This window comes from Sinobacterium norvegicum, assembly GCF_923077115.1.
In the GTDB taxonomy this organism is placed as follows: Bacteria; Pseudomonadota; Gammaproteobacteria; order Pseudomonadales; family Sinobacteriaceae; genus Sinobacterium; species Sinobacterium norvegicum.
Genome location: NZ_CAKLPX010000009.1, coordinates 24,924 through 38,302 on the forward strand (window position 1 = coordinate 24,924; position 13,379 = coordinate 38,302).

The 13,379-nt window shown below is 51.0% G+C and carries 4 protein-coding genes; all 4 read right to left on the minus strand.

The genetic code is table 11. The annotated features are described in order from the left end of the window. Positions 1–81 precede the first annotated feature (81 nt). On the minus strand, positions 82–1,434 hold the full coding sequence (locus L9P87_RS17775) for an HlyD family type I secretion periplasmic adaptor subunit (protein ID WP_237446109.1): 1,353 nt from the start codon (positions 1,432–1,434) through the stop codon (positions 82–84). An 11-nt stretch (positions 1,435–1,445) separates the two neighbouring features. Beyond that, a complete protein-coding gene (locus L9P87_RS17780) occupies positions 1,446–3,587 on the minus strand; it encodes a type I secretion system permease/ATPase (protein WP_237446110.1) in 2,142 nt (713 codons plus the stop codon). Between the two features lie 74 nt (positions 3,588–3,661). After that, entirely contained in the window at positions 3,662–4,345 is a 684-nt protein-coding gene (locus L9P87_RS17785; protein ID WP_237446111.1) for an OmpA family protein, read from the minus strand. A gap of 82 nt (positions 4,346–4,427) precedes the next feature. Further along, positions 4,428–13,349 carry a Calx-beta domain-containing protein gene (locus L9P87_RS17790; protein ID WP_237446112.1) on the minus strand — a complete coding sequence of 2,974 codons (8,922 nt, stop codon included), beginning with the start codon at positions 13,347–13,349 and terminating at the stop codon, positions 4,428–4,430. Positions 13,350–13,379: the final 30 nt, after the last annotated feature.

A 13,379-nucleotide genomic window follows, 5' to 3' on the forward strand; every position in this document is an offset into this window, starting at 1 on the left:
TATTTTAAAAGCCAGATTAGCTTGCTAGTCTGGCTTTTTTCGTTACACGGGATATAGAAAGATCGCCGGAGCCAGCTAACATCAACGCTCACTGAGCGCCGCATTCTTGGTTTTTAGAATGGGTTTTAGCAGATAGGCCATAATAGTTTTCTTACCGGTTAGAATACCGGCTTCAACCGTCATACCGGGGATGATTGGTAAATCCTCATCGCCTCGGGTCAAGAAGGTTGAATCGGTAAGAATTTTGGCCAGATAAAAACTATTGCCTTTTTCATCAGTAATCGTGTCGGGGCTGAGATTGACAACCTCGCCCTTAAGGTCACCGTGAATGGAAAAATCATAGGCTGTCACTTTCACCGAGGCACGCTGGCCGGGGTGAATAAAAGCGATATCTGACGGCCTGACCTGAACCTCGACCATCAGTTGATCTTCAAACGGTACAATTTCGATCAGGTCCATACCCGGCTGAATAATGCCGCCAATGGTATGTATATTTATCTGCTTTACCGTCCCCTTGACTGGCGCCAACACCAGAGTACGTTCCACCCGATCATCTAACGCACGCGAGGTTTCCTCCATTTGCGACAACGTCGCCTGCGCCTCGTTCAGCTCAGCCTGGGCCGACGCCTTAAACCTCAGGCTGACTGATTCCAGTGCCGCCTCCACCTCGTTGAGTTCGGCGGCCACCCTGGGTATCGCGATCTCGGTTGCCCTTCGCTCTCCTCGCATATCATTCAAGCTGCGCTCCAAGCGAATCACATCAACCTGCGAAACAGCGCCTTTTAAAATCAACGGCTCTGTTAAACGATATTCCTTGGCCAGTAATTTCTCATTACTTTTGAGTTTTCCTAATCGACTATTAAGCTCTTTCAATTCCAAATTTTTCTGAGTAATTTTTTCTGTTGCCACGAACACTTGGTTGTTATATTCAAAACGGCGGGATTGATACAGCGAGTACTCGCGCTGATAAAACAGATCGGCATCCTCTGACGGCGTGGCAAACACCACACCCTTTGACTCTGCCTGCAAACGTTTCACCTTAGTACGCAAGTAAGCCAACTGCAGCCCCGTCTCTCGCATGGTTGATGAAAAACGGGTGTCATCTATACGCAGCAGTGGCTGCCCCTGCTCAACAACTTCTCCCTCATAAACCAATAGTTCAGATAATATTCCGCCTTCTAGGTTTTGAATAATCTGAATATCTTTCGACGGCACTACTTTACCAAGGCCGCGGGTGAACTCATCCACCTCAGCAAAACTTCCCCAAAGAACCAACACAATAAAAATTAAAAAGATTAGGCGAAATAATTTTTGCGGCCCGTGCGGTGTTTTCTCTATCAGCGCCTCACTGACCGAACTCATATAAGGAAGGTCTTGCTCTGATATAGAGTCGTCCTGTGGGAATATTCGATTGACGATTGTTGACCACTGCATAGTATTCTCTTCTAACGATTGACGACGTTAATTTCGCCATTCTTTAAAGCGGTGATGACGGCATCTTTTGGTCCATCTGCCACTATTTTTCCCGCATCCATTACGATGACTCTGTCGACCATCGACAGCATTGACATTTTATGAGTAATAAGTACTACCGTCTTATCTGCCAAGCGCTGCGTTAGCCGCGTCTTAATAAACTCCTCGCTTAAATTATCCATCGCACTGGTCGGTTCATCGAGAAGATACACACTGGCATCGCGCAGCAATGCACGTGCCAACGCCACCGCTTGGCGTTGACCACCTGAGAGTGTTACACCCTGCTCGCCGATTTCTAAATCCAAGCCCTTGGGGTCACCATTAACCATGCTGGCAAGACCAACATCGGATAACACATCGAGCACTTCTTTTTCATCGACGATGGTTTGACCGTACCCGACATTTTCTTTTAACGAACCATAGAACAGCGTCGGTGCCTGATCGACAAAACTGATATTTTTTCGTATATCGCTGATATTGGTTTGTCGTATTTCGATATTATCAATTAATACCCGGCCATCGCTGGGTTCATATAGACCCATTAGCAAGCGGGCCAATGAGGTCTTTCCTGAACCAATGCGACCGATGATGCCAACTTTTTCACCGGCCTGAATGTTAAAACTCACATTGTTTAATGCTAAAATTTCTTTCTCTGGGTAGCTAAAAGACACCTCGTTAAACTGCAGGTTACCGGCAATAGCCGGCAAATTTACCACGCTTTTATCAGCAACTACTCGTTCATCGGGCTTGGCCATAATACCATCGAGCGAGGTATAGGCCGTCTTAGTCTGCTGGTAATTAGCCAGTAAGTTTGCAATCTGAGATATTGGCCCAGCAATACGCCCGGAGAGCATTACACAGGCAACCAAGGCCCCCATGGTCAGTTCAAGCTCGGCAATCAAATACACGCCGTAGACGACAATAAACACCATTGTTAGCTGCTGCACCAGCTGACTAAAGTGGTTGGTCGAGGTCGATATCTCGCGGGACTTCTGACTCCAGTATGCCGTATGCCCCACCGCCTGTTCCCAGTCATGCTGCAGGCTGCCCTCGGCACCCAGGCATTTAATGGTTTCAATGCCCTGCAAACTTTCGATCAGCAATGCATTCTTCTGCGCACTGAGCTTATAGGTTTTCTCAATAGCCCGTTGTACAGCAAACTGGGCAATAAGGCCGTAGATAATCACTATTGGCATGCTCACCAGCGGCACTACCACCAGGCTGCCGCCGACATAGTAAATCACTGCTAGGAAAAGGATCACAAAGGGAAGGTCCGCCACTGCAATCATGGTGGTGGAGGTAATAAAGCTTCTGACGCTATCAAACTCTTTTAAATTACTGGCAAAGGCGCCGACCGACTTTGGCCGAGCCATCATTTTCATCGCCAGCGTCTTGGCATAGATTTGCGACGACAATAATATATCGGATTTTTTCCCAGCCACCTCTAAAAATTGGTGCCGTAGTTTCTTTAGTACAAAGTCAAAAATAAAAATCAAACAGACACCGACCACCAACGCCCAAAGTGTTTCAACGGCGGCATTAGGCACCACCCTGTCGTAGACGTTCATCACAAACAATGGGCTGGCAACGGCAAATATATTAATCAGCAAGGACGCTAATAAGACATCACGATAAATCGGCGTGGAGCGTAAAATAGTGCCCCAAAACCAATGATCTGAATAATCATCAACCACTGAATCAATGCGTCCATCGAAGCGATGGGCAATACGTAGCTGAAAACACACCCCAGAATATCGCTGATCCAACTGATCGAGAGGGATGGACTGCTCCTGCAGCGACTCCTTCGGCAGGATGACAACAGCCTCTCCCTTATCAGTGTCTAGCTGAAGCAAGACACAGGCATCGCCTTCATTTAATAACAAAATGACCGGCAGTAGATTATTACTAATCTCGGTCAGTGGCTTGGCCACCTGTTTCGCCTTAACCCCCACCTGTGCGGCAGCTCTGGTTAATAACGAGGGGGTTAATACCGTTTTAATCGGCAGGCCAGCCGTCAGCGCAGAGCGCGAGCATTCCTTGTTTTTAAAACGACAACTTAAGTAGAGGCACTCTAGTAAAACATCGTTAATTTCGCAGTTAACTTTACTATTCATATTCCCAAGCTTTACCCGCAAGAAAACAGCCTAAGACAACCAGGCTGTTTGTATATTCGGTCATACCGCGACGCTTAATATCGTGTGGTATATTTCTTTTGTTCTTCATTCATTTCTGCCACTGCCGTCACTCGACGGTTTTGTCGACGCCCCTCATCCTCGGCGTTATCGGCAATGGGAGAACCCTCACCAAAGCCCTTGCCGACAATAATACTCGACGGAATACCGTACGATATCATCAGTCGGGTAACCGAGTCGGCACGCTGCTGTGACAGCTCTAAGTTATATTCATCGCTACCCATGTTATCAGTATGCCCTTCAACAACAATCTTTGGCGGCAAATTATCCTTCAACATCTCAACCAGTTGGTTAATTTCAGGTTTGTATTGATCGGGAATCTCGTATGAACGTGAGGGGAAATTCACACGAATTGGATAACTCTTGGTAATCTTCTCCATGTAATAGCAACCTTCTTTATCCTCAAGGCTGCCTTCAGGGCAAAAGCTACAACCATTTTCGTTCACATCGACATTGAATGGCGTACCCAAGCACTGGTCCTTATCCAGCGTCACACCATCCTGGTCACTGTCCAAAATAGTTGGTGTTTCTTTTTCCAAACCCGCCGGTGCGTATGTCAAATACTGCTCAACCTGCTGTTTTTCTGGCTGGTTGTCTGCGGCTTCCTGCTGTCCGAATACAGAGCCAGCAACCACTAATGAAAGAGCGCCAACCACTTGGATCATATTCTTTTTATACATGTTTTGTCCCTAATTTTAAAACCAGTAGCGCGGCTACAATTTTTGCAACCGCGCATCATTTATTGCTAAAGCCTTAGCCGTATTATTCATCAACGATCAAGCTGCCACTTGCCAACATTTCCTGTAATGCCTGCTCGCTGGTCAGTGTCGTCTGACTCCAATTTAATAAATCAATATTATCAAAACGTATCACGTGATCCGCCGCCCCACCATCGCCGGCAATATCGACAGAGATAAGGCTGTCGCTACCATCTTTGGTAATGGCTAAATAGCCATCGATACTGTTGTTTTCCTCATCCTGTAACAGGTCGGCCAGATTCAAAATATCGTTGGCCCCTATACTGGTGGTCACGAAATTATTGATGGTATCTGTACCGTCTGCATCACCCTGCTGGAAGACAAACATATCGCTACCAGCGCCGCCATCCATGGTGTCATGGCCGCTGCCGCCGAACAAAATATCCTCATCCATGCCACCAAATAAGGTGTCGTCACCAGCACCACCCACCAAGGCGTCGAGTCCACCGCCACCAACAAGGGTGTTATCCCCCGCATTACCGACCAGGATATCATCCTGCTCAGACCCGGTAATATTCTGTCCCGAGGCTTGTTCAACCACCACCTTGGCCTGATCAATATTGCTCGAATTTTTATCCAACGAGTAAGTGAAGCTGGTTTTATCGGTGGAGACAATACCGTCGACCAACGACGCATCACCATCGACACGGGTGCTAACACCATCGTCTTCACTCAGCGGGCCAATATCGTTCCATAACAAGGCTTCCATCGGGATTTCGACAGTGCCTCCATCAAGCTTGGTGACAAAGTCGCGGTTGGCATCCAGCTTGGCCTGGTAATCGATATTGAATATCACCTGTGTCACCAACGTATCGCCATCACCATCGATGGCAGTGACATCAAAAACCTCCTTATCCAGCAGGTTGTCATCCAGCTTCAACACATAGTTATACTCGCCAGTTTCGAAGTTGAAGTTTAACTCGCCGCCCAAGTCGGTAATCACATCCATACTGCTGGCGCCGGTCAAGATAACAACGGCCGACGCTGCACCCTGCAGCTGTCGGCTGATTTCTTTATTGTCGAAGTCAAAGCTGTAGGTATCGCCATCGATGACGATTTCTTCGATAAAGCCACCGTCGGCCCCTAACAATATACCGCTGCCGTTAGCGGTACCCAGCAAGCCTAGAGTTCCCGCCAGAATATCATCCGACAGGGTTTCCAATAGTTTGGTGGATAGATCGCGAACATCGGTTAACACAAACGCTTTATCGGCTTGCGGATAGGCGATCGGCTGCAAATCCTTTAAGTCGACACTGCCAGTGCCAATACCGACACCGTAGGCATTAATCGGCTCGCCGCCATTACTCAAATAATCCTTCCAGTTAGCCTCAGTCGTTGCATCAACTCTGGCACTGTTATAAGGATAAGGCACACCATCAGAGAGGAAATAGACCGATGAGGTGTCGGCATTCGCTGGGCCGTTACCCACAGCCATCACTTCTTCCAACGCCATCTTATAATTGGTGGTGCCACCCTCATCCATGGTGTCGAGGAAGGCGTAGGCCGCCTCAACATCATCGACAATCCAACCCGAGCTGACGATATCGTTATCAAAATCGATAATATGGATATTGACGTTACCGGCAGCATCGGCGGCGGCAATCAAATCCTTCAGTGCTGCCACGGCAAATTCCAGATAACTCTTACCATCGACATCGGCCCGCATACTGCCCGACGAATCCAATACCAGGGTTAAGTTGGTAATATTGGGCTCGGCCTGAGTCTTCATGCTGTCGATAACCGGGTTACCGTTAGGCGTATCGTCATGGATGGTGACCGTTAACGTGCTGGTACTGTCTGGGTTGGCGGCAGGGTCTGCCGAATCGTCGACCCGATAAGTGAATACCTCGGTAAGGCTGTCGTCATTTGCTCCAGTATGGTCGGTCGTATTACCCGTCAGTGTATAGACATAATCACCGGCCTTGTATCCGCCACCATCTTGGAAGTAGACGGTCAATTCGCCATAGGCGGTGGTATAGCTTGCGCTTGCACCTGAGACCGCAACCGGCGTACCCGCTCCGACGATGAAATGACTGATAGATTCAGCCGAATCGTTATCCAGTAGATTACCTGACGCTATCTCCTTATCGGTGCTGGCTTCGCTGCCGTTGGTATCCAGCCCCGACTCATAGACGCTGTTAGTATCGGCCGCGACAGCAACAGTCGTCGGGAAGGTGTCCTGAATGGTTAATTCAGCCGTCGTTGTAGAGCCATCGGCATCGATGAGGGTGTATTCGAATACCTGGTCTTGCCATAAAGCGGGCGGAACAACTTCATAGCTGATGGATGTAATATAGAAGTCGTATGCCGTCGAAGTAAATTCAATATACCGAATATCCTGGCTGGCCGATACAGTAAAAGAGCTACTCCCTTCATTGCCAGTGCTAATAACATTGCCATTGATATCGTAAGCTCGCCAACCTGCTTTAGTAAATGGCGCTATAAAGCCAGATAGCTGAATATCTACAGACTGCCTTGCCTCACCATGTAGGTCTATAACAATCGCTTCAGAACTATCGATCTCCGTTCTTGAGCCACCCGCAACACCCAGGCCAGAACCCGATAACTCAGCCCCCTGTCCATCATTATGTGTATCCGCAGCAGATCCCAGCTCACTGGCATTGGCCAGTATTGATTTGTCAATATTAGCGCCACTACGATAGGTTGTGTCATTTCTGAAACCATAAATATCAACTGTTGAGGTCCAGTCCTGCACTGTATTCCCTGCGGCCAAAATAACGGTTCCCGCTACGGATTTGGTATAAACGTAACTGCCGTCGTCGCGGATCACCAAGTCGCCGTAATCACTGCTGATCGTTACTTCTTTATAACTCTGCCCTACATCGGCAAAATAATACGTCGTGCCCTCGTAAACAACACCAATATTATTAGCATCATCGCTGTGTAAGCCTGTCAATGTATCGCCGGTCTCGGTATCAGCACCGCCACCTGCATACAGCCCGGCATCGACAATCTGCCCCTCACCGGTAATCACATTACCGCTGGCCACATTACTGCGCAGACCATTGAGGTCGTCCATCGCCACAGGGGCAGTATCGTCGATCGTAATGTCGACCGCCGTCCAATCGGAGGCTAAAATTCCATCACTCACTTGATAATCGAAGCTATCTTGATCTAGCGTCGCATCGGAGTGATCCAACGACTTGGGCGCGGTGTAATCATAGTTACCGTCGCTGTAAACCGTCACCGTACCACCGACTTCAGTGGTAAAAGTCAGCGATGCCTGACCGGCGAAGTCAACGACCACCACGTCTCCGCCTCCGTCGGTATAGCGTATCGATGTCAGCGCCAAATCTGCCGCAGCCGTATCCATATCGACATCGTTGAGCAGCAGATTGGTGCCGCTCTGGCTGGCGTTCTCGGTCAGTGTCAACGCATCGGCATAGGCAGAGGGCGCGTCGACGACCTCGACCACGCTGATGGCGCTATTACTCCAAGCGTTATCGTCGCCAACCTTAACCTCGATAATACGGTCTTCGGTATCCTGATGTGCCTCGCTATTAGAGAAACGGATCGCCGCGATAGCCAGCTGGTAATCTTCAACACTGGCCGTACCGACTAGGTTAATTACCCGATTGCCACTCACATCGGTAGTAACGGTGTAAGCGATGTTGCCATAGGGCAAAACACCACCGATGACGGCCACGCCATTACCATCGACAAAGGTAAAGTCATCGCCCGTCTTGGTATTGGTCAGGGTGACCTCGGCCTTGGTCAGCGTTATAACGCCACCGCTCTGGTCGATAATAGTATCTGTATCCGCTATCGCCACCGCGCCATTGCCATCGAAGTAGCTCTTTAAGTGGCCGGTCGAGGTCAGCGGGTTGGAGCTGTCATCGGCATCGAGATCCAAACGGGTTAAGGCACCGATATTGATCGACAGCGTCGCTGTGGAGGTGTCGGCATCGGCCAATGGAATATCGCCACCGAGCCAGCCACCGTTACCATCAGACGTTTGGTTCACTCTGTCGCCGTCGGTCATGGTATAGCTGAACAAGTCTTCGGCACTGAGGGGAATGCCGGCGGCGTTGTTGAGCGTATAGCTATAGTCGCCGTTAGCCTTGACGGTGATCTCGCCATAGTCGGTGGTGATGCTGACCGACTCAGCGCCATCATCGGCAGGGTCGAGATTAAAGAATTGCTCGGTCTTGACGCCGGCTCCGTTGGTATAGCTAACCGATAACAACGAACCGATGCCATCCTCACCGAGATTATCCGCAATATCACCCGTTAGCTGCTGCGCCGCATCCGGTGTTAAGACATTACCGGTGGCAACCGCGACACCATCCACCTTGGCGATAAAGCGCATATCGGATTGCGCCTCAGGTTCGGTATCCTGTACCGAGATAGTCATCAGCTGCGAGGCGCTGTCGCTGTTGCCATCGTTGGCAATCACCGCGACCTCGTATGCCGTGCCATTGCTATCCTCGTAACGCGGCGGCTTGATAAAGCTTAATACACCGGTGGTGGCATCGATGGTAAACAGCGCCGCATTGGGGCTGCTACTATCGATACGATAGCTGAGCGCCGATATCAAACTATCGGTATCTGTTGCCTTGATCGTCGCCACATAGGTGGTGTTTTCGTAGATCGCCTTTGATAAAGGGTCGATTACCGGCGCACTGTTATTACTCGGGTCATCGAGTAAGGTGACGGTAAAGGGTGATTGATGAACGCCTGCCTCATCGGAGCTGACCATCAGTGTCGCATTAATAGAGAACACGTACTGGCTTGGCACTTTCAACGACAACGTCTTATAGGCATCGATGGCATCGCCGGAGTTGGGTGTCCAGGTATTACCATTAAGCGTACCGACGCTGGCAATCACACCCGGTGGCAGACCATCAAAGATGATACTAACCGGCAGTATTTGCTCGGAACTATCTGTGTCACTAACCCAGCCATCTAGAGCCAACTGCACATCGGTATAAGCATCACCAGCGGTGTGCGTCGCGGTGGCGTTAACAGCGCTGGATTCAACATCACCAGTCGCCGTTACCGTGATACCGGTACCCACTTGATAAGCCGTGTTTTCATCACCCGGATAATCGGGCACAGCGCTCTCACTGACACTGCCATGATTACTGGTTGCTGTTACCGTATACGTCAGCGCCGCAGCGTTGTTATCGGTGCTATTAGCAACGCCATCGGTGGAATAATCGGCCGGCAGCTTAATACCATAAGCCGCAGCGGGGTCGTCGATGGTAAACGTCATACCATCACCTGCCAGTGTACCGCCAAAGACTTCGGCGCCTGCAACCAACGGACTATCGAAAACAATAACAAGACTTTCGAGGGCCTCCGGCGTACTCGCACTGCCTTCACTGACAGTCACCGTGATCGCATCGTGCATATTGACTATCAATAGGCCAGCTCCATCCACAGAATCAGCCTGGTCTTCTTGCAGTGATATGGCATCAATGGTGATGGCGATATCTGGCGATACGATGTAACTAGTCGCGGTGTTGCTCTGAATATCGTTGATATCGGTGACCGCAACCTGGATTTCTCTAGTCGATGGATCATAGATAGTCTCGGTATTACTGAAAACAATACTCGCAATGGCCGCTTCAAAATCGGCAACACTCATGCCGTTGATTGCATCATCTGCGGTTATGGTGATCTGTGTTCCGGTATTTGCTACCGTCATACCAGCTAGCGGGCTAGAAACCAGCTCATCCCCTGCCATGTTATTCACCAAAGTGATGGTGGCAGACTTGAGGTTAGTGTTATTGCCATGCTGAATATCAATATCTAAATCCGCATCGATAGTCGCTATAGTGACACCGCCAGCAGCGTAAGTCGTTTGGTAATCCAAACCAGCGCGAGTTGAATCATCGCCATCTAGATCGAGGACAAGCGAAACGTCGTTGTCTGAGATCGTCGCCGTTGCCGAGTTTGCACTAGCACTGATCTGGGCACCAACGGCGCTGCTCAAGCTCATCGACAGTGACTCGCTGACTTCAGAAATGACGTCATCGAGAACGGTGAATATAAATTCTGGGGTGTAGTTGCTGTTGGCTGGTAGCGTGATTTCCAGACCCGCGACTAACGCGGCAACAGTTGTAGTCGCCGAGGTACCATTGGCATTAAGATAATTAACGATGCTACTAAGGTCTATCGTTTCAACTGTGTTGAGATCGAGCGTCACGGTTATGGAAATATCACTTTCGCTGACATTGTCCTGCGCCACCACGAACGATACTGTATTGTTGCCGCTGCCTTCAAGCGCATCGTTGTTGATAGAGGAAATCGATACCGTCGGCAAGTCGCCGAGCTGGTCATTATTGCCATCACCCGGCGTGCTGTCTTCATCGACGAAGCTACCGTTGGCCGTAGCCGTACCGATATTGATTGCTTCGCCCGTCGAGGCCGCCACGATTGTCGCCGTCAGCGATTCACTCTGTTCAAACACATCATCATTCGTGGGCTCAACACGCACCTGCAAGGTCGCATCGGCATCCGCCGCGGACAGGGTTAAATCACCGCCGTTGGTGAACGCAATCCAGTCGACTCCATTGACGCTGTAAGACAAACTCGCAATGTCGCTGGCTTCGATGTCGCCACCAATCGTCAGCTTGAACGTGCTGTCGACCTCGGTATCACCGGTGCGTACTACATCGAAGACCACGTAATCACTGCCACCTTCGGTGGCCGTGGCAACCGATGTGCTGATGTTCAGCTCAGGCTGATCGCCCAGCTGGTCACCTGGGGTCGAGCCATCTTCATCGACGAAGCTACCGTTGGCCGTAGCCGTACCGATATTCACCGCTTCGCCTGTCGAGGCCGCCGCGATTGTCGCCGTCAGCGATTCACTCTGTTCAAACACATCGTCATTCGTGGGTTCAACACGCACCTGCAAGGTCGCAGCAGCATCCGCCGCGGACAGGGTTAAATCACCGCCGTTGGTGAACGCAATCCAGTCGACTCCATTGACGCTGTAAGACAAACTCGCAATGTCGCTCGCTTCGATGTCGCCGCCAATCGTCAGCTTGAACGTGCTGTCGACCTCGGTATCACCGGTGCGTACTACATCGAAGACCACGTAATCACTGCCACCTTCGGTGGCCGTGGCAACCGATGTGCTGATGTTCAGCTCAGGCTGATCGCCCAGCTGGTCACCTGGGGTCGAGCCATCTTCATCGACGAAGCTACCGTTGGCCGTAGCCGTACCGATATTCACCGCTTCGCCTGTCGAGGCCGCCGCGATTGTCGCCGTCAGCGATTCACTCTGTTCAAATACATCGTCATTCGTGGGTTCAACACGCACCTGCAAGGTCGCATCAACATCCGCCGCGGACAGGGTTAAATCACCGCCGTTGGTGAACGCAATCCAGTCGACTCCATTGACGCTGTAAGACAAACTCGCAATGTCGCTCGCTTCGACGTCGCCGCCAATCGTCAGCTTGAACGTGCTGTCGACCTCGGTATCACCGGTGCGTACTACATCGAAGACCACGTAATCACTGCCACCTTCGGTGGCCGTGGCAACCGATGTCGCTATGTTCAGTGCCGGCAAGTCGCCCAGCTGGTCATTGTTGCCATCACCCGGCGTGCTGTCTTCATCGACGAAGCTACCGTTGGCGATCGCTGTACCGATATTCACTGCTTCGCCCGTCGAGGCCGCCGCGATTGTCGCCGTCAGCGATTCACTCTGTTCAAACACATCGTCATTCGTGGGTTCAACACGCACCTGCAAGGTCGCATCAGCATCCGCCGCGGACAGAGTTAAATCACCGCCGTTGGTGAACGCAATCCAGTCGACTCCATTGACGCTGTAAGACAAACTCGCAATGTCGCTCGCTTCGATGTCGCCGCCAATCGTCAGCTTGAACGTGCTGTCGACCTCGGTATCACCGGTGCGTACTACATCGAAGACCACGTAATCACTGCCACCTTCGGTGGCCGTGGCAACCGATGTCGCTATGTTCAGTGCCGGCAAGTCGCCCAGCTGGTCATTGTTGCCATCACCTGGCGTGCTGTCTTCGTCGTAAATTGTGGCTGTTGCCGAATCCGCTGATCCGCTGATCTGCGCATCGGTCTCGCCGCTGGCCAGGGCAATCGCCATCGACAGCGATTCACTGACTTCGTAAATCGCATCGTCTAATACGGTCAGCACAAACTCAGGCGTATAGCTGCTGCCGGCTGGAATAGTGATCTCCAAGCCTGCGACTAACGCCGCCACCGTGGTGGTCGCCGCATCACCATTGGCATCGATATAATCGACCGTTGCATTCAGGTCTGCGGTCTCAACATCACCGAGAGTCAGTGTGGCGTTGACGGTGGTATCGGATTCACTGACATTGTCTTGCGCGATGACGAAGGAAACGGTGTTGTTGGCGCCACCTTCAATCGCGGTATTGTTGACGGAACTGATCGAGACCGTGGGGAAATCGTTATCGGCAGGCGTGCCGCCAATATCGCGACCATCATCGACAATCGTACCGGTGCCACTGGCCAAAATGCCGCTGCCATCGCTGACATCGATACTGAAAGTCTCTTCGCCCTCGAAGATCGGTAAGGCGCTATCGTCAGTCGTTTGAACAGTGAAGGTTTTACTGGTTTCGCCAGGGGCGAAGGTAATGTCTTGCGTCTTGCCGGTAAAGTCATCGGCTTCAGCGCTGTCACCACCGCCAATACTGGTCGCCACGGTCACGGTCTGATCGGCTAACGCATCGCCTGTGCGGCTGACGGTAAAGGTGGCTACGCCACCTTCACTGACCACAACACTGTCAATACTGTACGTCGGTTGATCATTATCCGCAGGCGTGCCGCCAATATCACGGCCATCATCGACAATCGTACCCGCGCCGGTATCCAAGACACCGCTGCTGTCGGAGACCGAGACGGTAAAGGTTTCGGCGCCTTCTAAAATTGGGCTGCCACTGTCATCCGTGGTCTGCACGGTGAACGTCTTACTGGTTTCGCCAGGGGC

Excerpts from the sequence above, each read along its gene's own strand:
- L9P87_RS17775 (WP_237446109.1), bottom strand. The coding sequence starts at position 1,434 with ATGCAGTGGTCAACAATCGTCAATCGAATATTCCCACAGGACGACTCT.
- L9P87_RS17780 (WP_237446110.1), bottom strand. The coding sequence starts at position 3,587 with ATGAATAGTAAAGTTAACTGCGAAATTAACGATGTTTTACTAGAGTGC.
- L9P87_RS17785 (WP_237446111.1), bottom strand. The coding sequence starts at position 4,345 with ATGTATAAAAAGAATATGATCCAAGTGGTTGGCGCTCTTTCATTAGTG.